Source organism: Peribacillus sp. TH14 (assembly GCF_016651145.1).
GTDB classification, from domain to species: domain Bacteria; phylum Bacillota; class Bacilli; order Bacillales; family DSM-1321; genus Peribacillus; species Peribacillus butanolivorans.
In genome coordinates this window covers 5,261,238-5,285,361 of the sequence record NZ_JAEKEK010000001.1, presented here as the reverse complement: position 1 = coordinate 5,285,361, position 24,124 = coordinate 5,261,238, and the positions used below count along the sequence as shown (strand labels likewise).

Here is a 24,124-nt window from a genome sequence, read left to right as displayed (position 1 = left end):
AGGGATTAATACGATGGAATTAACAGATGTTTTATATGAAAAAACCAATGGGATTGCAAAGATTACAATGAATCGGCCTAAAGTCTACAATGCTTTTCGTGCAAGAACAGTTCAAGAATTAATTTGGACCTTCCGTGATGCTTGGGACGATAACCGTATTGGCGCGGTAATCTTGACAGGAGCTGGAGAGAAGGCATTTTGTGTCGGTGGAGATCAAAAAGAAAAAGGAGAAGAAGGTGGATATGATTATTCTGGAGGTTTAGGGGGAGGGATGGGGTTGGAAATTGAAAATCTACACCAAACAATCCGCAATATCCCAAAGCCTGTTATTGCAGCGGTTAATGGATTTGCTATTGGAGGTGGGCATGTCCTTCATGTCGTTTGTGATTTAACGATTGCATCTGAAACGGCAAAATTCGGCCAGAGTGGGCCTAAGGTAGGAAGTTATGATGCCGGATTTGGTTCTGCTTATCTAGCCCGAATTGTCGGTGAAAAGAAAGCAAGGGAAATCTGGTATTTGTGTGAACAATACACTGCACAAGAAGCAAAAGAAATGGGACTTGTGAACAAAATCGTTCCCGCAGAACAACTGCAACAAGCAGCAGAAGAATGGGCGGAAAAGATTCTCGAGAAGAGCCCGACAGCGCTTAAAATGCTTAAATACTCCTTTAATGCTGATAGTGCAAACATCCAAGGGATTTCTCAGCTATCGATGGGCAGTCTAGCGATGTTTTACAACACGCAAGAATCGGAAGAAGGAAAGAATGCTTTCCTAGAAAAGCGGCCAGTAGATTTTAAAAAGTTCAGAAGGTAATGAGGGGGATGGAAACTAGTGAAATTGGATACGATTTTGAGTCAAGAATATGTGGAAAAATATCAATGTATTTGGCCAAATCGAACGATTTTAGATTATTTAAATGATGCGATAGAGAATGATCCAGATAAAATAGCGATTATTGATATAAAAAGCCGTTTTACTTACAAGGAACTCGGTAAGTTGGTTGATCGAATCGCTTTAGGCCTTTTGAATATAGGATTGGGAAAAGGAGATGTTATCTCTTTTCAACTGCCTAATTGGAATGAGTTCATTATCCTTCATTATGCGGTTACAAGGATAGGCGCCATAAGCAATCCCTTAATTCCGATTTATCGTGATCGGGAAATTGGCTATATGGTCGAAATGGCAGAGTCTAAAATGATCGTTGTTCCAGATAGTTTCCGAGGTTTTTATTATCCTGCCATGATTGAGAGGCTAAGCCATAAATGGCCTTCATTAGAACATATTTATGTGATAGGGGACGAAGTGCCGAATGGGATGAAATCTTTCTCTTCTTTGCTTGAGGAACCTTGGGAAGAGCGGATGGATGCATCCATTTTGGATGAAATCATACATGACCCAAATGATGTTACCGAAATTATCTTTACATCGGGAACGACGGGGAGTCCAAAGGGAGTCATGCATACACATAATACTCTTTGTGTATCAACGAATTACTGGATTGACCATTTACATTTAACATCCGATGACGTCCTATTCATGGCGTCAACATTTGCTCATCAAACTGGATTTGGTTATGGGGTGAGGCTACCAACTCATTTTGGGGGTACAGGTGTTTATCAAGACATTTGGAATCCGAATGAATTTATTGAATGGATTGAGAAGGAGAAGATAACGTTTACAGCGGGTGCGACTCCCTTTCTGCAAGATATGATTCAAATGGAGGGAATAGAAACGTACAATCTTAACTCATTCCAAGTCTTTGTAGCTTTAGGCGCCCCGATTCCAAGGCAGTTGGTGAAAGACGCGGCAGAAAAAGTACGGTTCAAAATATTGTCAGGATGGGGACAAACAGAAGATGGCCTAGTGACCTTGACGAGACTTGAAGATTCAGCAGAAAAACTGACAAATACCGATGGGGTTCCATTTCCGGAAATGGAGTTGAAAGTAGTGAATTTTGAAGGAAAGATCTGCGCTCCAAATGAAGAAGGTGATTTACTTGCTAGGGGTCCTGCCCTATTTGTCGGGTATTTGAAGAGGATTGATGACACCATTGCAGAACATAAGGACGGATGGTTCATTACCGGTGATCGAGCAATTATGGATGAAGAAGGATATATCAGGATTTCTGGAAGAAACAAAGACATTATCATTCGTGGAGGTGAAAATATACCAGTCGCTTACGTAGAAAACGTATTATATGAACACCCGGATATTTCAAGCGTGCAGGTCATTGCTGTACCAGATGTTAGGCTTCAGGAAAAAGCATGTGCATGTATCAGCGTAAGACCAGGGAAGAGCCCGATTACAATGGAATCATTAAAGAAATTTCTATATGAAAAAGGTTTGGCCAAACAATATTGGCCAGAACAACTTGAAATCATGGATGATTTTCCGCGTACTCCTAGCGGGAAAATCCAGAAGTTCCGTCTTCGGGAAATGATAAACGAAAAGATACAAGACAAAATATAGGACCAGTTAATGTAACCACATAGCAATTTCATGATAAAAATGGAGGGATTTATGATGAATAACCGAGTAGCATTTATCACTGGAGCAGGAAGCGGAATTGGTAGAGAGATTGCTAAAACATTAGCCTCTCGAAATATGAACATTGTTGTGGCCGATATCAATAGTAAAAACGCAGAAGAAACTGTTTCTTTAATTGAGCAAGCGGGTTATGAAGCTAAGGCCGTCTATTGTGATGTAACGAGTTTAGAGAGTGTGAAAAAAGCAGTTGAAGAATCAGTGAGCCTTTATCAAAAGATTGATGTATTGGTTAATAATGCAGGATGGGACAAAGTAGAACCTTTCCTAAAAAGTGATCCAAGCACTTGGAAAAGGATTATCGATATTAATTTACTGGGTCAAGTTCATACTTGTAAGGAAATTTTACCGCTTATGATTGAAAACGGTTACGGAAAGGTAGTCAATATTGCGTCGGATGCAGCAAGAATTGGATCTAGCGGTGAGGCCGTCTATTCGGCTGCTAAGGGTGGGGTCATTGCGTTCACGAAAACAATAGCAAGAGAAATGGCACGTCATAAGCTTAACATCAATTGTATTGCGCCAGGTCCAGCCGACACGCCTTTATTTCAAGAAATTGGTTCTTACAATGAAGGAATAGCTGGAGCTTTGGAGAAAGCGATTCCGTTCCGTCGTTTAGCTCAACCAGAAGATATTGCCGGTGCTGTGGCCTATTTTGTTTCGGAAGAAGCAGGATATGTAACTGGGCAAACTCTTTCCGTCAATGGCGGCTTAACCATGGTTTGACTTTATGAAACTGATTAAATGGTAATCACAAAAAGTAAAACTATAGCCTGAAAATATTTCTTAGGATTTTTAATCACCCAGTGGGTCAAATAGGTTGATTTTGTTTGATTTGATAGCCATTTGTATTATTTCGAAGCTTAGGAGAATAGTATCCTCCTATATGTAAAAGAAATCGGGTTAAGGAATTAAACCTAATACCAATAGAAGGGGGAGAAAATACCGTGAATTTTGAATTTTCAGACGATATCAAAATTTTAAAACAAGGAATCCGAGAATTTATTGATAACGAAGTAGAACCACATGCCATGTTAATTGAAGAAAGCAATGAAATCCCAGAAATCATTATGGGGAAATCGAAAGAAATGGGACTGTTTGGCCTTAGCATTCCTGTAGAATATGGTGGGTTAGGCATTGATATGGTAGGGAAATGCGCCATTCTAGAGGAGTTGGGAAGAACACATAACGGTTATACAACAGTAATAGGCGGACATACGGGAATTGGCGGCGTTGGAATTGTAGAGATGGGAAATGAAGAACAAAAACGCAGATATTTACCTGACATGGCATCAGGTGACAGAATTGGCGCTTTTGCTTTAACTGAACCAAGCGCAGGTTCACATGCCTCAAATCTGAAAACAACAGCGGTTAAAAAGGGTGAAAAGTATATCCTGAATGGAAGCAAACATTACATTACTAATGCTCCAATCGCAGATGTGTTTACAGTAATGGCTGTTACAGATCCTTCTAAGGGTGCAAAAGGAATCACATCTTTTATCGTCGAAAAAGACTCCCCAGGATTTCAACTAGGAAAAATCGAACGGAAAATGGGCCTTCATGGTTCACATTCTTCTGAAATTTTCTTTGAGGATTGTGAAGTTCCAGTTGAGAATGTATTGGGTGAAGAGGGGCAAGGGTATATGAATGCCCTGAAAATCTTGGCGAATGGACGTGCAGGAATGGCAGCACGAAACCTAGGGTCGTGTGAAAAATTACTTGAGATGTCGATTGATTTTGCTCATATGAGAATTCAGTTCGACAAACCAATCTTCGAACAACAAATTATTCAACATTACTTGGCAGATATGGCATTAGATACAGAAGCCCTTCGATCCATGACCTATCGCGTTGCGTGGATGGTTGATCAAAAAAAGAACGTCATTAAAAATGCGGCTATGGTCAAGTTACTTGGTTCAGAAACGTATAATCGTGTAGCTGATAAGGCTCTCCAAATTCATGGAGGGATTGGTTACATTTCTGAATATCCCATTGAACGTTTTTATCGTGATGCACGTATTACGAGAATTTATGAAGGTACATCCGAAATCCAAAAGAATATCATAGCGGCTCAGCTTCATAAACAGTACCAACGATAATTAGGAAAGCAGGATTAATAGTAAAATAAACTTTGCTTAAGGTTAATAGAGAATATTTTTTATGTGATTAAGTTCGATTTCCAAAGAGTATGTTAGGCGATTTTTTATTTAACATATCGTTGGATTTTATACATTACTAAAAAAACTTTATTTAATAAGTTTGACAATTAGATTGAACGTGTTAATATAAAGGCAAATGAACTAAATATACAATTTGTACCACTAGGGGTGCTTTACAGGTAAAAGTCAATTTTACCGCAGAAGCTGAGATTAAAGTATAACTTTAAGACCCTTAGAACCTGATCTGGTTTACACCAGCGTAGGGAAGTGGGGTCATGAAACAATACGTTTATGTATTATTTCAAGTACAACCACTTTCTTTACGTCGGTAAAGGAAGTGGTTTTTTATTTGCTCAAAAGAGGTGATTATAGGTTACCAATCATTATTTATCCAGTTTCATTGCTTAATAAAATACAAATTTGGAGGTATAGAAAATGAAATTTTCAGAGGTCATTCGTAAAGAAGTAGATCATATTTGGGAAGCAAGCTTCAATCACCCGTTTGTTAGAGGAATTGGAGATGGCACATTGCCAGTAGAGTGTTTTCGTTTTTATGTCATGCAAGATGCATATTATTTATCTCACTTTGCTAGAGTTCAAGCTTTAGGTGCAGTCAAAGCAACAGATTTACATACAACTAGTCGACTAGCAAGCCATGCACAAGGAACATATGAAGCTGAATTAAAGCTTCATGAAAATTTTTCTGAGAGATTAGGTATTACAGAAGAAGAAAGGAAAAACTTTAAGCCTGCTCCTACTGCCTATGCCTACACATCCCATATGTATCGTGCCGCGTATTCTGGCCATTTAGGGGATGTGATTGCGGCCATCTTACCGTGTTACTGGCTGTACTATGAAATAGGTGAAAAACTGCAAGGGTGTATACCTGATGAGCCAATTTATCAAGAGTGGATTGCGGCATACGGAGGAGAATGGTTCCGTACGTTGGTAGAAGAACAAATCGCGAGACTTGATGAGATCGCTGAAAAAGTAACGGAAGAAGACAAAGAAAGAATGAAAGAGCATTTTATCCTTAGCAGTCAATATGAATACTCATTTTGGGAAATGGCTTATCGCTTAGAAACTTGGCCAGTGCATAAGGAAACATTAGAAGTATAAAGGAGATTGACAATGAGAAAAGGGTTGAAATTAACGGATATTTTAGTCACAATCGTGATTGCCGTCGCATTTGGAATAGTTTATATCCTTTGGGGATCGATATATTATTCCGTTAAACCATTAGGGTTACATGTAGATCAATTAATTTATGGAATGTGGTTTATAGCAGGGCCCGTTGCTTTTTTAGTTATGAGGAAACCGGGTGTGGCTCTGTTGGCAGAAATCGCGGCAGCGTCCGGTGAATTCTTTTTAGGTTCACCGTGGGGATTAACCGTACTCTTATATGGAGTTGTACAAGGAGTATTCGCGGAACTGGTGTTTATGGCGTTCAGGTATAAAAAGTTTAATATGTCGGTTGCTGTATTAGCGGCGATAGCTTCATGTGTAGGATCGGTCCTCATGGATTTTGCATACGGAGAAATTGGTGCCCTCTCTCTTTGGAATTTACTATTATTTATGATTGCAAGATTTATCGGGTCAATTTTCTTTGCTGGTGTATTTGCTTACTATCTAGTAAAAGTATTAGAAGCAACAGGAGTAACTAATCTAGTTCGTCCAGTATCAAGTAAGGATTATGCTGCACTGGATCAAAAGTAGAGGTTGATAAGTATGGAACGAATAGCTCTTGTTGAAAAGTTAAGATTGAAGTTTCCCGGTGATGAGTCCTTGATATTCAAGGACTTATCCGTCTCGTTTGATAAAGGTGAAAAAGTTCTATTGTTGGGACCGTCCGGATGTGGAAAGTCTACACTTTTGCAAGTGTTAAGTGGGCTGATCCCACATTCCATTGAAGTCCCGATGAAAGCGAAAGAACTGGAGAGCCCTTCTTCATGGGGATATGTTTTTCAAGACCCAGATAGTCAGTTTTGTATGCCATTTGCAGATGAAGAAATTGCCTTCGTCCTTGAAAACCTTTCCGTTCCTAAGCAGCAAATGAATGAAAGGATTCACAATCATATCCGGCAGGTAGGATTACACTTAGATGATATCCATACAAGTATTGATACATTATCAGGCGGGATGAAACAGCGTTTAGCGATTGCGTCAGTATTGGCACTTGAACCTGAAGTGATATTTTTAGATGAACCAACCGCTATGCTTGATCCGGTTGGAACAAAAGAAATTTGGGGTGTTTTAAAGGAAATTGGCAAAGACAAGACCGTTATTATCGTTGAACATAAAATTGACCATGTTTTAGAATTTATCGAACGAATAGTGCTTTTTAACGATAACGGTCAAATCATTGCTGATGGTCCCAAAGACAACATTCTTTCATTATACAAAAACAAAATGAAAGAACATGGAATCTGGTTCCCTGGTGTTTGGGATGAGTATATTCATGACCATGCACCCATTCGTGAACAAACGGAAGTTAATGATGGCGGTACCATTATGCAAATGCAAGGTTTTAGAGGTTTCCGAAAAAAGGAAGAAAAAATTATGGTTGAAGAGCTGCAGATCCACTCAGGGGAATGGATTGTCATCAGCGGAGAAAATGGAGCGGGCAAGAGTACGCTTTTGCATGCACTGATGCAGTTCATTAAAACGAATGGTTATTATGATTTGATGGGAACCTCGATTAAAAAGGTGAAAAATCTAACAGATTACATGACGTTTGTCTTTCAAAATCCTGAGTTTCAATTCGTTGCGAATTCTGTATATGAAGAAATCGCTTATTCATTACGAATTGACAAAAAGCCTCCAAAAGAAATAGAAGAGAGAGTTCATGCACTGCTTGAAGTGTTCCACCTTACGGCCCATCGCGATAAACATCCTTTTCAATTATCGATGGGTCAAAAGCGGCGATTAAGTGTAGCGGCTTCAATAGTGAAAGAAAAAAAGATCATTCTTTTAGATGAGCCTACCTTTGGCCAAGATTCGAAAAATACCTTTGCCTTACTGGAATGGTTCGAGGAATATCGAAAGCGGGGTATTACAGTGATTATGGTAACCCATGATGATCATATTTCAAAAAACTTTGCAACTAGGATCTGGACGGTTAAGGATGGGAAAGTAATTAGTGATGAAAAGATTAGCAAGCAACTAGCGTTTTTAGAGACCGAAGTTTTATCACTATAGAAGGGGTGTCATGTAAGTGAATGTTTCGAGTGCAGAAACATGGCTCCATAAGATTAATCCAAGCCTTAAGCTTTTTGTATTAATTGTGTTATGTATGGTGGCGTTATTTATTAAAGACCTAAATTATATGATTAACGTTACCATGGGTGTTTTACTCTTATTTTTGTGTTTTTCCGGTCATCCGATAAAACGTATTTTACTCCTATCAATTCCTTTTTGTTTCATTTTTTTATCTACTTCTTCTGCAATGATATTATTCGGACAAGGGGAAACACTTTGGTTTAAGTGGGGACTCATTTCGATTACGGAAGAGAGTTTCATGAGGGGATTATTGGTTGGCTTTCGAGCCTTGCTTTTTGCGGTACTTGGATTAACTTTTTCGTTAACGACGAGACCTGTCAACCTGTTTTATTCCTTAATGCAGCAAGTTAAGCTTAAACCTAAATATGCTTATAGTTTCATGGCGGCGTTAAGGCTTATTCCTATCATGTTGGAGGAATTTCAAACGATACGGAATGCGATGAGGGTACGTGGCGTCGAAAGGAAAAAAGGAATAAGATCCGTATATTTTAAAATGAAAGCCTACTCCATTCCGTTGTTATCCGGAAGTATTAGACGGGCTCACCGGATTGCGGTCGCGATGGAGGCCAAACGATTTTCAGATACCAGGAATCGAACATACTATTATGAATTTGGGTTTTCTAAAAATGACCATGGGTTCATTCTGTATTTTGTCATCTTGTTGTTGGCAGGGTTTTATCTATCTGTCCAATTTCCGTATTTATCAATTTGATTAAAGAAGAATTGATTATTATCGTTAAGGAGTTCTTAGTATGAATGCACAAGAATTGCATATTATTTCTACTGGGAAACAGCCAATTGAAAAGTTTGTTGAGATTGCTTCAAACATTCAGGATTATGTTGATTTCTTTTATCTTAGAGAAAAGCAGATGAGTGCGTCACAACTCTATAAAGCTGTGACCTTATTACATGAAAAAAAGATTCCGTTGTCTAAAATCATTATTAATGACCGAGTGGATGTAGCTTGGGCTATGAAGGTTTTTGGTGTGCAATTGGCTTTTCATAGTTTAGATGTCAGAGTCGTAAAGCAAGCATTTCCAGAAATCAGGGTTGGGAGCTCTATTCATTCCTTTGATGAAGCAAAGGCTGCTTTCCATAATGGAGCCAATTACGCGATTTATGGCCATATTTTCGAAACAAACTCAAAACGAGGTCTCGCTCCTAAGGGAGTAGAGGAGCTTCAAAAAATCACGATGAATATCAAACTACCTATTATTGCAATAGGTGGAATAACACCATCTAATAGTCAACTTGTACTAAATTCAGGTGCACAAGGGATCGCGGTTATGTCAGGTGTTCTAGAAGCGGAAAATCCAATAAAATCTGCAAAAGAGTATGCAAGGTCTTTAGGAAAGGAGATATAAGATGAATTCCATATATGATGCGATCATTGTAGGTGGTGGTGTAATTGGAGGGTCTATTGCTTATCAATTAGCTAAACGAGGTAAAAAAGTCCTTTTATTAGAGAAAGATAGACTTGCTAGTAAAGCATCTAGTGCAGCTGCCGGGATGTTAGGAGCGCAATCCGAGTTAGAATCTGATAACCCGCTTTTTACATTAGCAAGACAAAGCAGGGGGATGTTTCCCGAGCTGTCGGAAGAATTAAAAGACATAAGCGGGATTGATATTGAATTAGTTAACAAAGGAATGTTTAAGGTAGCACTTACTAGTGAACAAGAATCAGATTTGAAGAACATGATCAAAATCCAGCAAAAAGCCGGGCTTGAGGCGGAATGGTTTACAACTGCTGAAATAAGAAAAAAGGAGCCTCTTCTTTCTGATGAGATTAGAGGTGGTATGTATATTCCAAAGGATGGACAAGTTTCGGCCTCTAGGTTGTCGCTCGCTTTTACTAAATCTGCTGCTGCTCTAGGCGCTGATATAAAGGAATATGTACATGTCTCTGATTTGATTATTGAAAACGCGTGTGTAAGAGGTGTGGTCACTAATATAGGAGAATTTTTTAGTGAAAATGTAATAGTAGCAAGTGGAGCATGGAGCAATTTTCTTCTAGAAAAGGCCGAGGTAAAGCTTGATACATATCCCGTAAAAGGCGAGTGCTTTTCAGTTTTGACTAATCGTCCATTGCTTGAAAAAACGATTTTTTCACATGGGTGCTATCTTGTACCTAAAGTTGGCGGGAGAATCATTGTTGGTGCGACGGTTAAAGCTCACACTTTTGACCAAAAGGTAAGTATCGAAGGAATTTCAACATTAATAGAAAAGGCAACACATCTGCTTCCAGCACTTAAAGAAACGGAGTGGGAAAAAGCATGGGCTGGAATACGTCCTCAAACAGGAGATGGCCTACCTTACTTTGGAGAACATCCAGCATACAATGGACTTTTTATTGCAACGGGTCACTTTAGGAATGGAATTCTACTATCTCCTATTACGGGTGTACTTATAGCAGATATAGTTGAAAGAAAGGCAAATTCTGAATGGTCTGCTTTTCGAGTGGATCGTTCGATAAATACAATTTTTTCATAATAGAGGTGAATGAATTGGAATTAATTATTAATGGAGAAAAAATACAAATTCCTGCTAATGAGTCAACTGTTGCGGAGTTATTGCAAAGCATTTTAGCTTACATCAGAAAGTCGTGATTGTGGAATTAAATGATGAAATTTTAGAAAAAGAATATCAGAATGAAACGCGTTTGTCAAATGGAGACAAAGTTGAGATTGTACATTTTGTAGGAGGCGGATGATATGTTAAAAATTGGTTCTTATGAATTTTCTTCAAGATTACTATTAGGTACTGGGAAATATTCAAGTTTCGATGTTCAGAAGCAAGCAGTGGAGATTTCAGAGACTGAAATATTAACATTTGCAGTTCGGAGAATGAATATTTTTGAAGCTAGCCAACCAAATTTTTTAGAAAAGCTTGATTTGAAAAAATATACACTTCTTCCCAATACAGCAGGAGCTAAAACGGCCAAAGAAGCTGTCCGAATAGCTCAGCTTGCCAAGGCGTCTGGGCTTTGTGACATGATAAAGGTAGAAGTGATTGGTTGTCAAAAAACACTATTGCCTGATCCGATTGAAACACTAAAGGCAGCAGAGGAATTAGTAAAGCTAGGTTTTATAGTGTTACCATATACTTCTGATGATGTGTTACTTGCTAAACGTTTAGAAGAAGTAGGATGTCATGCGATTATGCCTGGAGCTTCTCCAATTGGATCAGGCCAAGGTATTATAAACCGACTAAACTTACGATTTATTATTGAACAGTCCAATGTTCCGGTAATTGTTGATGCTGGAATTGGAACACCATCGGATGCAACGATTGCCATGGAATTAGGGGCAGATGGTGTATTGCTTAATACAGCTGTATCGGGTGCCAAAGATCCAATCAAAATGGCGAAAGCAATGAAGCTTGCTATTGAATCAGGGCGCTTAGGGTATGAAGCAGGGAGAATTGAAAAAAATGAGTACGCTATAGCAAGCAGTCCAGTTGAAGGAATGAGCATTGGATGAATGAACGTTATTCACGCCAAGAACTCTTTTCACCAATTGGAGTCGAAGGGCAACAGAAAATTTCTAAGAAACACGTTTTGGTGATTGGAGCAGGGGCTCTCGGTACGGGAAGTGCTGAAGGACTTGTGCGAGCAGGAATTGGAAAACTGACCATTGTTGACAGAGATTATGTGGAGTGGAGTAATCTTCAAAGACAGCAACTTTATTGTGAGGAAGATGCTGAAAAAAGAATGCCAAAAGCAGTGGCGGCGGAGAATCGATTGAAAGCGCTAAATTCAGATGTAATTGTAAAATCACATGTGTTGGATGTGTCAGTGGAGGAACTGGAGCGACTCGTTGACAGAGTCGATTTAATATTGGACGCCACCGATAATTTTGATACAAGGATGCTGATTAATGATATATCACAAAAATTCAAAATTCCATGGATTTACGGAGCGTGTGTGGGGAGCTATGGAATAAGTTACACAATTGTCCCAGAAGTAACTCCATGTTTGAATTGTTTGCTGGAAACGGTTCCAATTGGTGGATTAACCTGTGATACGGCTGGAATTATTAGTCCCGCCGTTCAAACGGTTGTTGCTTATCAACTGACTGAAGCATTAAAAATTCTTGTGGAAGATTATGATTCCCTTAGAAATAAAATCGTTTCATTTGACCTTTGGAAAAATGAGCATACAGCCATAAATGTAAAGAAATTAAAAAAAGACAGCTGTTTGTCATGTGGGTCAAAGCGAACCTACCCACACCTTTCTTATCTAAATAAAACAAAAACAGCGGTTTTATGCGGGAGGGAGTCTGTCCAGATTCGCCCAGCAATGAAGTTTGAAAGAGATTTAGTGCAACTTGAAAAAAATCTGCTTGCTCAAGGTGGTAAAATCGTTCGAAATCCATATTTACTTTCATTCACAATCGGGCCTCATCGATTAGTTGTTTTTAAAGATGGTCGGGCCCTGATTCATGGAACAAAAGAAATCGCAGAAGCAAAATCGTTGTATCATCGCTATTTAGGCTAAATTATTGCAGTCAGTAAAATGAAAATTCACACTGAAAGAGTGTTAGGCAAAGATGTGCTATCCGTTTATTTCAAGCTATCAATCACCCATAAAACTAGCATATATTTACCTCCGATATTATTGCTTAGGTGGTCAAGTAGGGGATGGAAACCTTGTTAAGCGTGAAAAGCCTACGTCTTTGTCTGACATCAGTGTGCCTTTTTCAGGTTCATTGAACCAAAGAAATAAAAGAGTTTCTGCATAACAAAACGAATTTAGCAGATATCCTTTTTCTCCTAGTTTTCAACCTATGCTAGTCCTACTTATTTAAAACCTCTCATATCACTGCTGACTAATCCTCTATACACTTGCCGTGTACCTTTCTTATATAAAAAAGCTAGGGAAAGCTGGTTTACTTTCTTCTATTAATAAGACGCAAAAGGAAATCTTATTAGATGAGATGCATGTAGAAGAGGAAACAGCTAAAGTATGCATAACTACAGCTTTTTGTATCTGGTGCCACCTTGCTGCAGTTACGTATATCCGTAACTAATAATGAAGTGATAAAAAGTAAATTGGTGTCATCTTTTGAGAATGGGAACTGTTAGGTGCAACAGGACAGTCTATCTTGTTGAAATATTAAGCAGGGCTTGAAAAGCTGAACTTAAGCGCAGAACCTACAGAAGGCGGCTATATTCTTAAAGGTGTTCTGGCGTCTGTTTCAAACCTTGGTATAATCATTGGTTCGGATTAATAGCAGGTGTCAACGAAAATAATCGTATTCTGGGTGTTATCTGAAGATGCTGATACATTTGTGGAGCAGATTCGTCCGGCATTCATAGCTTACCAAATTCCTCTCGGTCTGGGTGTTACCCAAGTGCTAATATCCGCCTTAAAGCGGAATACTTAACAATTAAAGCCGTTCAATCAAGTATGATGCATAACGGGAGTGCCGGTTATTTAAAAGACAGTGCACCATCACGTCGCCTTCGTGAAGCATATTTCTTCGCTAACTTGACAGTTGACACCAACAGTGAAACATTTGGAAAAAGTCCTAAATGGATAACGAAATCCCCCAAGATTATAGCCTTATACTCAAGTGCAGAGATATATCTGGGTAATTAATGCGTACCCAAAAAATATTAAAAGATTAGTCCGGACTATTTTGAATCCAGCATTTGGTCATTCTGTGAATTAGAAAAAGTATGTAAACAAAAGCGATGTCGACCCTTTAAGGCGGCACCGCTTTTGTTATGGAACGAATATATAAGCAGAACCGTTTACATATCGTGACTGCTATTATGTTTCTGACGGGAGTGCTGTCTATTTTTTACCTTATGAGAACCGCTTAGCGGGGCAGGTTGACCTGGGTTATTACCTTTAGGTGCATTTTTTCGAATATCTTTACCATCATTTTTGTTCATGTGCGATCCCTCCTACACCTTAAGATAATCAATCGGTGAAAAATTATTCATATACATATATTTGTATACCTCGTACATGCTATGGATGGATACTAATTAAGGAGATGAATCTAATGCAGGATAAACAAGATAAGCGGAGGACTTTTCAAGAAGCTCAGCAAAGCCATCAACAAGTAACTGATATGTACTCAGCCATTGAAAAAACGGCGCCGAATTACGGAACAGAATTGAAACATGTGAAGCAGGAAGTAAATGAGGCCTTTCAGCAAATACAATCAGCTTTAGTCACCGCTTCTGAGCATCAGCGAGAACAATTAAAACAATTTGAACAGGATATTCAGGCAATTGTAAATGAAGTCAATTCAGACGATTATTGATTTCTATACCTGAAGGCACTAGTAGAAGCGCTTTTTCCCTGTTTTTAGAATAGAATAGGCTTTTTGAAGAATGCAGTTCATCTGCATTTTCAAAAAGCCTTTACTATTTAATGCTAGAATAAGGAAATTATTGGTTTTTCTTTCGTTTTTTATTATTTTGCCTTTGGATCTCGGTTAACGGTGGTTCATTTCCTAATTCATCATGGTAACCCGCTCCATTACCCTGTGCTTTTGCAGCGTTCATTCCGGGTATTACATGATTAGCCTTTTGTTTTGCCATTTCGACACCTCCACTCATAGAGTGTGATAATGGTGAATGATTATGTATGCATTACTAATATGTTTTATTGGAATAATTTATCAGGTATATAATTAGAACATTTTAGAAAAACAACATGCAAGTAAGGCTTCCCAAAAGCACTTTAATAAATAAAGGAGATTTTTCTATAAGTCAAACTTATCAAAAACAATAACTTTCTTGTTATTTACTTATACTCAATTCTATATTAGTATTAAGTCGAAGGAAGAGTTAGGGTGGGAGAACAGAGAGAAAATTCGACAAACTAACTTTTTTACTTATATTTATAGTAGACATGGTTTCAGTGAACCAGGTTTTACTTTTATGTGCAGAATAAGTTCTGACAGTTTAATAGGGGGTAATATTCATGACGAAAAATGACGTATACCAAGCGCGTAAATCCTTTGAAATTGAAGGGGAACGCTACAACTACTACAGCCTAGACGCTATTGAAAAAGCAGGGGACGGCCAAGTATCACGCCTTCCATATTCCATTAAAGTCCTACTTGAAGCAGTACTTCGCCAAGTAGACGGAAGAGTAATCACAAAAGAACACGTTGCGAACCTTGCTAAATGGGGAACAAGCGAGCAACAAGATATAGATGTTCCGTTCAAGCCTTCACGTGTTATCCTACAAGATTTCACTGGTGTTCCAGTTGTTGTAGATTTAGCTTCTCTACGTAATGCATTCGCTGCACTTGGTGGAGATCCTGATAAAATCAACCCGGAAATTCCAGTTGACCTTGTAATTGACCACTCTGTACAAGTTGATAAAGCAGGTACAATTGATTCTCTTGATGCCAATATGGATCTTGAATTCGAACGTAATGCAGAGCGTTACCAGTTCCTAAGCTGGGCTCAAAAATCATTCAACAACTACCGTGCGGTTCCACCAGCAACTGGTATCGTTCACCAAGTTAACCTTGAGTACCTTGCGAACGTAGTACATGCGGTTGAAACTCCAAACGGCGACTTTGAAGTATTCCCTGACTCTGTATTCGGTACAGATTCACATACTACAATGATCAACGGTATTGGTGTTCTTGGTTGGGGTGTCGGCGGTATCGAAGCAGAAGCAGGTATGCTTGGACAGCCTTCATACTTCCCAGTACCAAAAGTAGTTGGTGTGAAACTAACTGGTCAACTTCCTAAAGGAACAACAGCTACTGACCTTGCATTGAAAGTAACTCAAGTTCTTCGTGCACACGGCGTAGTTGGTAAATTTGTTGAGTTCTACGGCCCTGGAGTAGGATACCTTCCACTTGCTGACCGTGCAACAATTGCTAACATGGCTCCTGAATACGGTGCTACAGTTGGTTTCTTCCCAGTTGATGCAGAAGCCATCGATTACATGCGCTTAACAGGCCGTGATGAAAAACAAATTAAAGTTGTTGAATCTTACTGCAAAGAAAATGGATTGTTCTACTCTCCTGAAAACGAAGATCCAGCTTACAATGATGTTGTGGAAATCGACCTTTCAGCAATTGAACCAAACCTTTCAGGCCCTAAACGCCCACAAGATTTGATTCCACTTTCTCAAATGAAACAATCTTTCCATGATGCTATCAATGCACCTATGGGTAACCAAGGTTTCGGCATGGACAATTCTGAATTAGATAAAGAAGTAACTGTTAAATTTGCCGATGGTAAAGAAACGGTAATGAAAACAGGCGCGATCGCAATTGCTGCAATCACAAGCTGTACAAATACTTCTAACCCATACGTAATGCTTGGAGCAGGTCTTATTGCTAAAAAAGCAGTTGAAAAAGGCTTGACTGTTCCGGATTATGTAAAAACATCATTAGCACCAGGTTCTAAAGTTGTTACTGGTTATCTTCGTGATGCAGGTCTTCAACCATACCTTGATCAATTAGGATTCAACGTAGTTGGTTACGGATGTACAACATGTATCGGTAACTCAGGTCCATTAGCGGACGAAATCGAAGCAGCAGTTGCTGAAGCAGATCTACTAGTAACTTCAGTACTTTCTGGTAACCGTAACTTCGAAGGTCGTATTCATCCACTAGTGAAAGCAAACTACCTTGCTTCTCCAACTTTGGTTGTGGCATATGCACTTGCAGGTACTGTGGACTTCGATCTTAACAATGATTCACTTGGTAAAGATAAAGACGGCAACGATGTGTATCTTGCTGATATCTGGCCATCACAAGAAGAGGTTAACGCTGCTGTTAAAGCAACAGTTACACCGGAATTATTCCGTAAAGAATACGAAACAGTATTCAACGATAACAAACGTTGGAATGAAATCCAAACAAGCAACGAAGCAATTTACGCTTTCGATTCTAAATCAACATACATTCAAAATCCTCCATTCTTTGAAGGATTATCACCAGAACCAGGTTCAGTTAACCCACTTTCTGGCTTGCGCGTAGTAGGTAAATTCGGTGACTCAGTAACAACTGACCACATTTCTCCTGCAGGTGCTATCGGTAAAGATACACCAGCTGGTATCTACCTTCGTGAAAACGGTGTGAAACCACGTGACTTTAACTCTTACGGTTCTCGTCGTGGTAACCATGAAGCAATGATGCGTGGAACTTTCGCTAACATTCGTATCCGTAACCAAGTTGCTCCAGGTACAGAAGGTGGTTACACTACTTACTGGCCAACAGGCGATGTAATGGCTATCTATGATGCTTGTATGAAATACAAAGCTGATGGAACAGGTCTTGCAGTTATTGCTGGTAAAGACTACGGTATGGGAAGCTCTCGTGACTGGGCTGCAAAAGGTACTAACCTTCTTGGCATCAAAACAGTTATCGCTGAAAGCTTCGAACGTATTCACCGTTCTAACCTTGCGTTAATGGGTGTTCTTCCTCTTCAATTCAAAGAAGGCGAAAACGCTGAAACACTAGGATTAACTGGTAAAGAAGCGATTGCTGTTAAAATCGACGAAACAGTTAAACCACGTGATATCGTAACAGTTACAGCTACTGATGAAGCTGGAAACGTAAAAGAATTTGATGTACTTGTTCGTTTCGACTCTGAAATCGAAATCGACTACTACCGTCACGGTGGTATCCTTCAAATGGTATTACGTAATAAATTAAAAGGCTAATTTAAGCTTTTGAGAAGCGGCAAACCTACATGCTAGGTTTGCCGCTTTTTTTGTGTCAAGATTATGAAATACTGGAGTAATATATAGTGATTTTTATTAATAACGCTTTTCTGAATATGCATTTATTGATAAGATGGAAGAGGTTAGTGGAAATGGAAGTAAGTTGTTCTATTTCTGGAATTGAACAAATATTATATTGTAATGGGACTAGGGGGACGAGTATGCTTAAAAAAATTATTGCCTCGGTGGTCTTACTGTCACTGTTTACGATAGCAATCGTGCAAGCGATGGATAATAAACCGGATAAAAATGCTGAAAATGATTCCCTGGGCGGACTTAAAATTGGTGCAGCGGCACCAGATTTCTCCCTAAAGACGCTCGATGGCAAGCAGGTTAATTTGTCGGACTATAAAGGGAAAAAAGTAATGCTGAACTTCTGGGCTACGTGGTGCCCGCCTTGTAAAAAGGAAATGCCAGATATGCAGAAATATTCGCAACAGGCAGGAGAAGATGTCGTCATTCTAGCTGTCAACATTGATCCGGAAAATGATGTACGAGCATTTGTTGAGGATAATGGTATCACTTTTACCATTCCTTTAGACAGTCAGAGTGCAAAAAACCCGGTAAATGAGCGTTATAAAATTCTTAGTATTCCGACGACGTACTTTATCGACAGTAAGGGTATTATCAGAAATAAAGTTATTTCAGCGATGCAGCTTAAAGATATGGAACGAAACATCAATAGCATCAATTGACGGAATCCTTATGGGGTTCCGTATTTTTTTATATAGTGGTTATTGATTTAGCTTATATGTAACAAATTTGTCATAAATTAATTGAAAAATCAAAAAAATATTAAAAATAAGGTTACTGCCTATGAAAAATGGGTTAAAGTATAGAGGGTGATATAAAGGGGTGTTTATAAATATAAATAACTGATAATTATGACAATTGAAAGAATTCGCACCATATAGTCATAATTTTACGTTAATTGGGTAATGCTGAACATTATATTATGAACAAGTAGGTGAAAAACATGAAAAAAAGAAAACGGACGTTTGAAGAATTGATTAAAGAAAATAAAAAAGAATTGTTGATGGACGTTAAACAAATGGAAAGACTTGAGGAACGACTTGAGAAAAAACATATGCAAAAGGCTGAATAACCTTTGCAAGGGCTTTCTTTCGAAAAAAAAGAGCCAGTACATTGAAGTTTTCTTCAAAGTGCTGGCTCTTTTTCGGTTTAGTTTAAAAAATATAGTGCCTTTTCAAAAACTGGCACTCATGAATTTCAGCTTTTTTAACAATGATAAGGTAAGGAGGCGATTAAAAATGGGTAATCCTAAAAAAGATTCTAAACACTTCAGACCAAGCCATCTTGGTACACAGCCGAGAGCGGCAGGAGGAAATAACGGAAAGCAAATGCAGGACAAATCTGGTAAGCATGCTCAGGTTATTCAAACAAAAGGCGAATAAACTGCTTTTAATTAAATACTTGTAATAATATTATGTAAACTATTTACAAAAAAATAACATGATTTGAGGCGATAGAAAATGGGCTCATTTAAACACAATCAAGACAACAGATTGGATAATGTTGAAAAACTTCAGGATGCAATTCAGAATACAGAAGAGAACATAAAGGTCGCAAATGAAACAATGTCACTCTCTTCATCAGCGGATAAAGAGGCGATAAGGGCCAAAAACGACCGAAGGAAAGAGAGTATTGCTGGCATGATGTCAGAAGTAGAAGATGAACAACAAGCTCGTGAAAGAGGTTATAAAACCGATAATCAATTAGAATAAATAGAAAGGGGGAGAAAGAAGGTTCTTTCTCCCCCTTCTTTTATGATTTTTCGTTTTTAGATGAATGGATAAAGAATGGAGAGTAGGAGATTCGCTTACATGAAAGTTAGCCGGAAGTTATGGTAAAATGTATATTGCAATAGAAATGAAAGTGGGGAAATATGATGTTGATTGCTGAAAATGAAATTGAGGTTCGATATGCAGAGACAGATCAAATGGGTGTAGTGTACCATGCTAATTATTTTGTATGGATGGAACTTGGCAGAACGAAATTAATCAATGATTTAGGGTTTTATTATGCTGATATGGAGGCGGTTGGTATCCTCTCTCCTGTTATGGATATCCAGGCTTCATATAAAATACCTGTCCGCTATGGTGATAAAGTAAAGGTAAAAACTTGGATTGAAAAATATGATGGTCTGCGTGTCATTTATGGATATGAAATCATTAACGGGGAAAATGAAGTGTCTGCAACCGGCCAGTCTTCACATGTTTGCGTTAAAAAGGACAACTTCCGACCTATATCTATTAAACGTATGTTCCCTGATTGGCATGAGGCCTATGAGCAAAATAAAAAACAGGATTAACTAATGTAATTACATAATTTGAGGTGAATTAAGGATGGCGTTTGGGATAAAACGGGTAGACGTAGTAGCCTGGAAGCAGCAAATTGATCAGGGACAAATTGCATTTCTGACTCATTATTGGCTCGATGATCGCTTTCCTGGTTGTAAGACCGTGACAAAAGTTGGGTGCAATGATTTAGAACGATTAGCAGAGTGGGGCAAAAAATACGGACTGAAAAAAGAATGGATTCATCACCGGAAGGATGGCTATTCTCATTTTGATCTATTGGGGGCTAGGCAAAAGGAAATTCTTAAAGCCGAGGATATTAATGAAAGGCTGGTCAATTGAATAGGGAATTTTGCAACAGCAGTCTACACCGCTGCTGCATGTATCAAGCACTTTTTTCGTAATGAAATTCTGGCTCAGTTAGTTTTTCATTAAAGGTGATAAGTAAATCGTGACCATCGAAGTACCAGATATCTTTTTCTTCCACATAGAAAGTAATCTTATTCAATGTAGTTGCCGCTGCCACAGCTTCAGGTTCTTCTATCATGATACCTAATGAAAAGCCGCTTTGAACGGAACTATGTCCTCCATATCTTACATAAAAGCGCAAATGAGAGCCTTCCTGAAGCTCTAACTCATCGCTATACCACTTAGCAGCTTGTTCGGAAATTGTTAGTTTCATTCAAATTCTCCTTCCCAGAGGTTCGCTATTTAAGTATAAAGTAATTATATAGCAGATGCGAATATTGTGCGCTATAGAAAGGAAATCGCTATGGAGATTATATACAATATTTGTTTTATTACTCGAAAAAAATCTGGCAAAAATGAAGTCTTAATGCTTTTTCGCAAAAAAGAGCCAAATAAACATAAATGGAATGGTGTAGGCGGGAAAATTGAACCAGGTGAAACAATCGATGAGTCGATGGAACGAGAAATTATTGAAGAAACTGGTTTGAAGGTAAAAGGACTGACCTTTCGTGGGATTGTGACATGGAATCAAACGGGAGGAATGTATGTATACCGAGCCGAAGATACCGGGGGTGGACTTCTAGCTTGCGATGAAGGAGAACTTGCCTGGAAGCCATATCAATGGGTTATGGAGGCAGATGAAGTTGTGCCCAACATAAAGTATTATCTAAGCGATATTTTACTGGATGACCCTCCATACGAATTTGCTTGTACATATGAAAACAATCTTTTACTCTCCGTTAAAAAGAAGCCATTGCCTAACATGAAAAAAAGTATTTCTCCAACTAAAATCCGCCTTTGAGCGGTTTTTTTGAATTCAACGGAAGTATTTATTATGTCCTTAGCTATATAACATAAATTAGCAGATGAATATTTGGAATATTGGTATTATAGTGAGTTAAGCAAGCTTTTTATAGTTCCAATAGAATATTTCGGAAACTATACAATGTGAAGATATAGTGATAGATCATCTAATTTAGAGGGGGTAGCTGATTTGCGGAAAACAGAGCTGCTAAAAGGGAGTACGGAGATGGTGCTGCTTTCACTATTAGCTCAAAAGGATATGTATGGGTATGAAATGATTGAACAGCTTAAACAGTTAAGTGATGGCTATTTGCATTATAAAGAAGGTATGCTATACCCCGCTTTAAAAAGGCTAGAAGGCAAAGAGTATCTAATAAGTTATTGGCGAGATTCTTTAGAAGGTCCTAAAAGAAAATACTATTATGCGACGAAATTGGGTGTTGCTCAATTTCAAGTTCAATGGGAAGAGTGGAACGCCTTTCAAGATGTAATCGGTAAGGTTGTTTCACCTATCTATGATCGCACACAAAAATAGCTGCAATGTCTGCAGCTATTTTGTTTTTTCTTTGGCTTCAGCCTCAGCCAGCTTTTTCAGCAAGATGGGCGTGGGCATATGCATGATTTGCTCTAATGGCATGTTGAGAGATTCGGATAACTTTAATGCAGTTTCAGTTGATATTTGTAATGGTTTCATGGCTCTTCTCCTAAAGACGATTTTTGGTTAGTTCTAGTGTAGCCTCAATGCTTCAATTATTCAATCCTTATGAGGGCAATTTGCATGAATCAATCAGTCAGTCTTTTGCTTCCGCTAGTAGGTAGGAGATTAAAAGGTGAAACGTAATACTGCTGAACATATTTAATATTAACAATGAAGTTTGTTAAAAACATAATGATTTAGAAAATTGGGAATTATTCGGAAAAGGTGTTAGGACATGCCAGGATTCTGAAGCATATGGCCAATTAATTTTAGAATAGAAATAAGCCCGTAAAGACGGGCTTTTATTTTTGTTTAAAAAAGCCAATGGCCTCCTCTTACAACCATTTTACTTTTGGTTCAGTTTTATCGATTATTCGTTTGATGTTCGCACGGTGGCGGTAAAAAATGAAAATCGTTAAAATGCCAATTACAATAATAAGAGCCCAATCATCGGTATGAAACACTAAGCTGTAAATGAGAGCTAGTAGACAAGCAATCATGGAAGATAGTGAAACATATTTGGATATGTATAAGGATATAAAGAATATGATAAGGACAATAAGAAAAAATAATGGTTCATATGCAAGGATAACACCAGCCGATGTTGCGACTGCTTTCCCACCCCTAAAGTTTGCAAAAATAGGGAACATATGACCGATTACTGCAAAAACTCCGGCTAGCAATAGATTCATTTCCACGCCTAGCATTAACGGAAGAAAAGTTGCTAGAGTCCCTTTAAGTATATCCATGATAGTTACGGTTAGCCCTGCCTTGACACCAAGTGTCCGGAAGGTATTTGTCCCGCCTAGATTTTTACTGCCATGCTCCCGAATATCGATTTTGTAAAAGGTTTTTCCGATTATTAGACCGGATGGAATCGAACCAATCAAGTAGGCAGACAGTAAAGTGATAAATGTAAGCATTCTATGACCCTTTCTTTAAAGAAAAATCTTCTTATTTTATCTCGGTTAACAGGCTGAATGTTCCTTTTATCGATATTGGACGTGGAGGAACAGCTAAAACAGCCTTTAAATACCTGATAAGCTCCTCTTATTGTAACATTTTCGTGACAAAATGGTATGGCTGTCCAAAAAAAAATCCTCTAAAAAAAGATTTTTCCTTGATGAACATACATCATTTGATATACGTTTATGTTCATATAGGGTGGAGAGGTTTATGAATTCGTTTTTTCGTAAATATAAGATATGCGGGTTACCTATAGTGTATAAATTGATGCAATCCGTGGTAGTCTGTATGAAAATAAAGGAAGTTAAGAGAGACTTACCTTTTCGAAGCAAGTTATTTCTTGTATAATTGTTTTTCTTAATAATGGTAATAGTCAGCTTTTCTCTGTAAAATATCCATGTTGAGGAATACTTTATGCGTAAGAATACATTTTATTATAAAGGGGATTGATAAAAATGATAGAAAATCCAAGCAGAGAAGAAATGGGTCAGATGTTAAAAAAATCGAAGCGCATTGCTGTTGTGGGATTATCAAATAACCCCGAGCGTACTTCTTATATGGTATCAAAAGCAATGCAGGATAGCGGATATGAAATCATCCCGGTAAATCCAGCTGTATCTGAAGTGCTGGGCGTTAAGGCCGTAAAAGCACTTAAAGATATTGAAGGACATGTTGATATCGTCAATGTTTTTCGCCGTTCTGAATTCCTCCCGGGGATTGCAAAAGAATTCGCAGAAATCGATGCTGATATTTTTTGGGCGCAGCTTGGGGTTGAAAATGAAGAAGCTTATGATTATCTAAAAGAAAAAGGTTATACTGTCATCATGGATCGATGTATAAAAGTTGAACACGCCCTTACGAAGTAAATTGGAAAGAGCGGATTTTCCGCTCTTTCTTAAAGGTATCGAAAGCTTCATCCGAAGAAATCCAATAATGCCTAGCTATGACTGGATTTGGAGAACGTGGGGGCATATCGATCATTTTAAAGAATAATTTAAGCGAAATAGTAAAAGTGTATTTGCCAAATGAAAAATTACCGCTACAATTAGAACGGTAGCTAAGATACGTTTACAAAACTAACAAGTTCTAACGGATGGTGCTAACGCTAATAAAAGGGACTAAAAAAATAGAACACTTGTTCTTTGTTCGTGAAAGTATTATACTTTTTGTATGATT

Annotated in this window: 31 protein-coding genes and 1 riboswitch; of the genes, 26 read left to right on the top strand and 5 right to left on the bottom strand. The window is 38.3% G+C overall.

Translation table 11 applies throughout. The annotated features are described in order from the left end of the window. Positions 1-13 precede the first annotated feature (13 nt). The 15 genes from menB to JFU50_RS25380 all read left to right on the top strand — a co-directional run bounded on the left by menB (position 14) and on the right by JFU50_RS25380 (position 13,582). A complete protein-coding gene (gene menB, locus JFU50_RS25450) occupies positions 14-814 on the top strand; it encodes a 1,4-dihydroxy-2-naphthoyl-CoA synthase (RefSeq protein WP_053345862.1) in 801 nt (266 codons plus the stop codon). 18 nt (positions 815-832) lie between these two features. Beyond that, positions 833-2,470: an AMP-binding protein gene (locus tag JFU50_RS25445; RefSeq protein WP_201224713.1), complete on the top strand. Its 1,638-nt coding sequence runs from the start codon at positions 833-835 to the stop codon at positions 2,468-2,470. A 54-nt stretch (positions 2,471-2,524) separates the two neighbouring features. Then, positions 2,525-3,271 (top strand): SDR family NAD(P)-dependent oxidoreductase, encoded by a 747-nt coding sequence (locus JFU50_RS25440; RefSeq protein WP_201180794.1) that lies wholly within the window; start codon positions 2,525-2,527, stop codon positions 3,269-3,271. 221 nt (positions 3,272-3,492) lie between these two features. Continuing rightward, positions 3,493-4,644, top strand: coding sequence for an acyl-CoA dehydrogenase family protein (locus JFU50_RS25435; protein ID WP_201224712.1), 1,152 nt, complete (start codon positions 3,493-3,495; stop codon positions 4,642-4,644). A gap of 214 nt (positions 4,645-4,858) precedes the next feature. Continuing rightward, a riboswitch (TPP riboswitch) is annotated at positions 4,859-4,987 on the top strand. Positions 4,988-5,139: 152 nt separating this feature from the next. Next, positions 5,140-5,823: a thiaminase II gene (gene tenA, locus JFU50_RS25430; RefSeq protein ID WP_053345866.1), complete on the top strand. Its 684-nt coding sequence runs from the start codon at positions 5,140-5,142 to the stop codon at positions 5,821-5,823. Positions 5,824-5,835: 12 nt separating this feature from the next. Further along, a complete protein-coding gene (locus JFU50_RS25425) occupies positions 5,836-6,420 on the top strand; it encodes an ECF transporter S component (RefSeq protein WP_201180790.1) in 585 nt (194 codons plus the stop codon). A gap of 12 nt (positions 6,421-6,432) precedes the next feature. Continuing rightward, a complete protein-coding gene (locus JFU50_RS25420; RefSeq protein WP_201224711.1) occupies positions 6,433-7,902 on the top strand; it encodes an ABC transporter ATP-binding protein in 1,470 nt (489 codons plus the stop codon). A gap of 16 nt (positions 7,903-7,918) precedes the next feature. Beyond that, the gene (locus tag JFU50_RS25415; protein WP_309559055.1) at positions 7,919-8,695 is read left to right on the top strand and encodes an energy-coupling factor transporter transmembrane component T family protein; all 777 of its coding nucleotides are present in this window, start codon (positions 7,919-7,921) and stop codon (positions 8,693-8,695) included. A 40-nt stretch (positions 8,696-8,735) separates the two neighbouring features. After that, the gene (gene tenI, locus JFU50_RS25410) at positions 8,736-9,347 is read left to right on the top strand and encodes a thiazole tautomerase TenI (RefSeq protein WP_201224710.1); all 612 of its coding nucleotides are present in this window, start codon (positions 8,736-8,738) and stop codon (positions 9,345-9,347) included. A gap of 1 nt (position 9,348) precedes the next feature. After that, complete coding sequence (thiO, locus tag JFU50_RS25405) at positions 9,349-10,473, top strand: glycine oxidase ThiO (protein WP_201224709.1); 1,125 nt, start codon at positions 9,349-9,351, stop codon at positions 10,471-10,473. A 112-nt stretch (positions 10,474-10,585) separates the two neighbouring features. Then, positions 10,586-10,693: a sulfur carrier protein ThiS gene (gene thiS, locus JFU50_RS31835; protein ID WP_342214663.1), complete on the top strand. Its 108-nt coding sequence runs from the start codon at positions 10,586-10,588 to the stop codon at positions 10,691-10,693. 1 nt (position 10,694) lies between these two features. Continuing rightward, positions 10,695-11,462 carry a thiazole synthase gene (locus JFU50_RS25395; protein WP_057214788.1) on the top strand — a complete coding sequence of 256 codons (768 nt, stop codon included), beginning with the start codon at positions 10,695-10,697 and terminating at the stop codon, positions 11,460-11,462. Further along, positions 11,459-12,478: a thiazole biosynthesis adenylyltransferase ThiF gene (locus JFU50_RS25390; protein WP_201224708.1), complete on the top strand. Its 1,020-nt coding sequence runs from the start codon at positions 11,459-11,461 to the stop codon at positions 12,476-12,478. Before JFU50_RS25395 ends, JFU50_RS25390 begins: the two co-directional genes overlap by 4 nt. A 739-nt stretch (positions 12,479-13,217) precedes the next feature. Next, complete coding sequence (locus JFU50_RS25385; protein WP_201224707.1) at positions 13,218-13,367, top strand: hypothetical protein; 150 nt, start codon at positions 13,218-13,220, stop codon at positions 13,365-13,367. 23 nt (positions 13,368-13,390) lie between these two features. Beyond that, positions 13,391-13,582 carry a hypothetical protein gene (locus tag JFU50_RS25380; RefSeq protein WP_201224706.1) on the top strand — a complete coding sequence of 64 codons (192 nt, stop codon included), beginning with the start codon at positions 13,391-13,393 and terminating at the stop codon, positions 13,580-13,582. 155 nt (positions 13,583-13,737) lie between these two features. On the opposite strand, the gene JFU50_RS25375 is transcribed toward JFU50_RS25380, so the two are convergent. Continuing rightward, a complete protein-coding gene (locus JFU50_RS25375; RefSeq protein ID WP_083450736.1) occupies positions 13,738-13,881 on the bottom strand; it encodes a small acid-soluble spore protein P in 144 nt (47 codons plus the stop codon). A gap of 113 nt (positions 13,882-13,994) precedes the next feature. Here JFU50_RS25375 and JFU50_RS25370 point away from each other — a divergent pair, with 113 nt between their 5' ends. Next, positions 13,995-14,258, top strand: coding sequence for a hypothetical protein (locus JFU50_RS25370; protein WP_116822025.1), 264 nt, complete (start codon positions 13,995-13,997; stop codon positions 14,256-14,258). A 127-nt stretch (positions 14,259-14,385) separates the two neighbouring features. On the opposite strand, the gene sspO is transcribed toward JFU50_RS25370, so the two are convergent. Beyond that, a complete protein-coding gene (gene sspO / locus JFU50_RS25365) occupies positions 14,386-14,538 on the bottom strand; it encodes a small acid-soluble spore protein O (RefSeq protein WP_201180781.1) in 153 nt (50 codons plus the stop codon). A 385-nt stretch (positions 14,539-14,923) separates the two neighbouring features. Here sspO and acnA point away from each other — a divergent pair, with 385 nt between their 5' ends. From acnA to JFU50_RS25330, 7 genes are all read left to right on the top strand, one after another. Then, positions 14,924-17,635, top strand: a complete 2,712-nt coding sequence (acnA, locus tag JFU50_RS25360) for an aconitate hydratase AcnA (protein WP_053345876.1) — start codon at positions 14,924-14,926, stop codon at positions 17,633-17,635. 152 nt (positions 17,636-17,787) lie between these two features. Further along, positions 17,788-18,390: a peroxiredoxin family protein gene (locus JFU50_RS25355; RefSeq protein WP_309559057.1), complete on the top strand. Its 603-nt coding sequence runs from the start codon at positions 17,788-17,790 to the stop codon at positions 18,388-18,390. 281 nt (positions 18,391-18,671) lie between these two features. Then, complete coding sequence (locus tag JFU50_RS25350; protein ID WP_081108788.1) at positions 18,672-18,800, top strand: FbpB family small basic protein; 129 nt, start codon at positions 18,672-18,674, stop codon at positions 18,798-18,800. 166 nt (positions 18,801-18,966) lie between these two features. Beyond that, complete coding sequence (locus tag JFU50_RS25345) at positions 18,967-19,110, top strand: acid-soluble spore protein N (RefSeq protein WP_201180780.1); 144 nt, start codon at positions 18,967-18,969, stop codon at positions 19,108-19,110. A gap of 78 nt (positions 19,111-19,188) precedes the next feature. After that, the gene (locus tag JFU50_RS25340) at positions 19,189-19,440 is read left to right on the top strand and encodes a small acid-soluble spore protein Tlp (protein WP_201224705.1); all 252 of its coding nucleotides are present in this window, start codon (positions 19,189-19,191) and stop codon (positions 19,438-19,440) included. Positions 19,441-19,604: 164 nt separating this feature from the next. Continuing rightward, positions 19,605-20,027 carry an acyl-CoA thioesterase gene (locus tag JFU50_RS25335; RefSeq protein ID WP_201180777.1) on the top strand — a complete coding sequence of 141 codons (423 nt, stop codon included), beginning with the start codon at positions 19,605-19,607 and terminating at the stop codon, positions 20,025-20,027. A 34-nt stretch (positions 20,028-20,061) separates the two neighbouring features. Further along, a complete protein-coding gene (locus tag JFU50_RS25330; protein WP_201180776.1) occupies positions 20,062-20,355 on the top strand; it encodes a hypothetical protein in 294 nt (97 codons plus the stop codon). Between the two features lie 43 nt (positions 20,356-20,398). Here JFU50_RS25330 and JFU50_RS25325 read toward each other — a convergent pair whose 3' ends face one another. Beyond that, on the bottom strand, positions 20,399-20,695 hold the full coding sequence (locus tag JFU50_RS25325; RefSeq protein WP_056526443.1) for a HesB/YadR/YfhF family protein: 297 nt from the start codon (positions 20,693-20,695) through the stop codon (positions 20,399-20,401). Positions 20,696-20,785: 90 nt separating this feature from the next. Here JFU50_RS25325 and JFU50_RS25320 point away from each other — a divergent pair, with 90 nt between their 5' ends. Further along, the gene (locus JFU50_RS25320) at positions 20,786-21,283 is read left to right on the top strand and encodes an NUDIX hydrolase (RefSeq protein WP_201180775.1); all 498 of its coding nucleotides are present in this window, start codon (positions 20,786-20,788) and stop codon (positions 21,281-21,283) included. Between the two features lie 192 nt (positions 21,284-21,475). Beyond that, positions 21,476-21,820, top strand: a complete 345-nt coding sequence (locus tag JFU50_RS25315) for a PadR family transcriptional regulator (protein ID WP_242485270.1) — start codon at positions 21,476-21,478, stop codon at positions 21,818-21,820. Positions 21,821-21,835: 15 nt separating this feature from the next. Here the strand turns inward: JFU50_RS25315 and JFU50_RS25310 are convergent, their stop codons facing one another. Continuing rightward, positions 21,836-21,979: a YycC family protein gene (locus JFU50_RS25310; RefSeq protein ID WP_082527609.1), complete on the bottom strand. Its 144-nt coding sequence runs from the start codon at positions 21,977-21,979 to the stop codon at positions 21,836-21,838. 338 nt (positions 21,980-22,317) lie between these two features. Further along, positions 22,318-22,905 carry a glycerol-3-phosphate 1-O-acyltransferase PlsY gene (plsY, locus tag JFU50_RS25305; RefSeq protein WP_201180774.1) on the bottom strand — a complete coding sequence of 196 codons (588 nt, stop codon included), beginning with the start codon at positions 22,903-22,905 and terminating at the stop codon, positions 22,318-22,320. 498 nt (positions 22,906-23,403) lie between these two features. Here plsY and JFU50_RS25300 point away from each other — a divergent pair, with 498 nt between their 5' ends. Next, entirely contained in the window at positions 23,404-23,814 is a 411-nt protein-coding gene (locus tag JFU50_RS25300) for a CoA-binding protein (protein ID WP_201180773.1), read from the top strand. Positions 23,815-24,124 lie beyond the last annotated feature (310 nt).

What these genes read in the sequence shown, in the direction of transcription:
- menB (WP_053345862.1), top strand. Translation starts at nt 14, where the DNA reads ATGGAATTAACAGATGTTTTATATGAAAAAACCAATGGGATTGCAAAG.
- JFU50_RS25440 (WP_201180794.1), top strand. Translation starts at nt 2,525, where the DNA reads ATGAATAACCGAGTAGCATTTATCACTGGAGCAGGAAGCGGAATTGGT.
- tenA (WP_053345866.1), top strand. Translation starts at nt 5,140, where the DNA reads ATGAAATTTTCAGAGGTCATTCGTAAAGAAGTAGATCATATTTGGGAA.
- JFU50_RS25425 (WP_201180790.1), top strand. Translation starts at nt 5,836, where the DNA reads ATGAGAAAAGGGTTGAAATTAACGGATATTTTAGTCACAATCGTGATT.
- JFU50_RS25420 (WP_201224711.1), top strand. Translation starts at nt 6,433, where the DNA reads ATGGAACGAATAGCTCTTGTTGAAAAGTTAAGATTGAAGTTTCCCGGT.
- tenI (WP_201224710.1), top strand. Translation starts at nt 8,736, where the DNA reads ATGAATGCACAAGAATTGCATATTATTTCTACTGGGAAACAGCCAATT.
- thiO (WP_201224709.1), top strand. Translation starts at nt 9,349, where the DNA reads ATGAATTCCATATATGATGCGATCATTGTAGGTGGTGGTGTAATTGGA.
- JFU50_RS25395 (WP_057214788.1), top strand. Translation starts at nt 10,695, where the DNA reads ATGTTAAAAATTGGTTCTTATGAATTTTCTTCAAGATTACTATTAGGT.
- JFU50_RS25390 (WP_201224708.1), top strand. Translation starts at nt 11,459, where the DNA reads ATGAATGAACGTTATTCACGCCAAGAACTCTTTTCACCAATTGGAGTC.
- JFU50_RS25380 (WP_201224706.1), top strand. Translation starts at nt 13,391, where the DNA reads ATGATGCATAACGGGAGTGCCGGTTATTTAAAAGACAGTGCACCATCA.
- JFU50_RS25375 (WP_083450736.1), bottom strand. Translation starts at nt 13,881, where the DNA reads ATGAACAAAAATGATGGTAAAGATATTCGAAAAAATGCACCTAAAGGT.
- JFU50_RS25370 (WP_116822025.1), top strand. Translation starts at nt 13,995, where the DNA reads ATGCAGGATAAACAAGATAAGCGGAGGACTTTTCAAGAAGCTCAGCAA.
- sspO (WP_201180781.1), bottom strand. Translation starts at nt 14,538, where the DNA reads ATGGCAAAACAAAAGGCTAATCATGTAATACCCGGAATGAACGCTGCA.
- acnA (WP_053345876.1), top strand. Translation starts at nt 14,924, where the DNA reads ATGACGAAAAATGACGTATACCAAGCGCGTAAATCCTTTGAAATTGAA.
- JFU50_RS25355 (WP_309559057.1), top strand. Translation starts at nt 17,788, where the DNA reads ATGGAAGTAAGTTGTTCTATTTCTGGAATTGAACAAATATTATATTGT.
- JFU50_RS25350 (WP_081108788.1), top strand. Translation starts at nt 18,672, where the DNA reads ATGAAAAAAAGAAAACGGACGTTTGAAGAATTGATTAAAGAAAATAAA.
- JFU50_RS25345 (WP_201180780.1), top strand. Translation starts at nt 18,967, where the DNA reads ATGGGTAATCCTAAAAAAGATTCTAAACACTTCAGACCAAGCCATCTT.
- JFU50_RS25340 (WP_201224705.1), top strand. Translation starts at nt 19,189, where the DNA reads ATGGGCTCATTTAAACACAATCAAGACAACAGATTGGATAATGTTGAA.
- JFU50_RS25335 (WP_201180777.1), top strand. Translation starts at nt 19,605, where the DNA reads ATGTTGATTGCTGAAAATGAAATTGAGGTTCGATATGCAGAGACAGAT.
- JFU50_RS25330 (WP_201180776.1), top strand. Translation starts at nt 20,062, where the DNA reads ATGGCGTTTGGGATAAAACGGGTAGACGTAGTAGCCTGGAAGCAGCAA.
- JFU50_RS25325 (WP_056526443.1), bottom strand. Translation starts at nt 20,695, where the DNA reads ATGAAACTAACAATTTCCGAACAAGCTGCTAAGTGGTATAGCGATGAG.
- JFU50_RS25320 (WP_201180775.1), top strand. Translation starts at nt 20,786, where the DNA reads ATGGAGATTATATACAATATTTGTTTTATTACTCGAAAAAAATCTGGC.
- JFU50_RS25310 (WP_082527609.1), bottom strand. Translation starts at nt 21,979, where the DNA reads ATGAAACCATTACAAATATCAACTGAAACTGCATTAAAGTTATCCGAA.
- plsY (WP_201180774.1), bottom strand. Translation starts at nt 22,905, where the DNA reads ATGCTTACATTTATCACTTTACTGTCTGCCTACTTGATTGGTTCGATT.
- JFU50_RS25300 (WP_201180773.1), top strand. Translation starts at nt 23,404, where the DNA reads ATGATAGAAAATCCAAGCAGAGAAGAAATGGGTCAGATGTTAAAAAAA.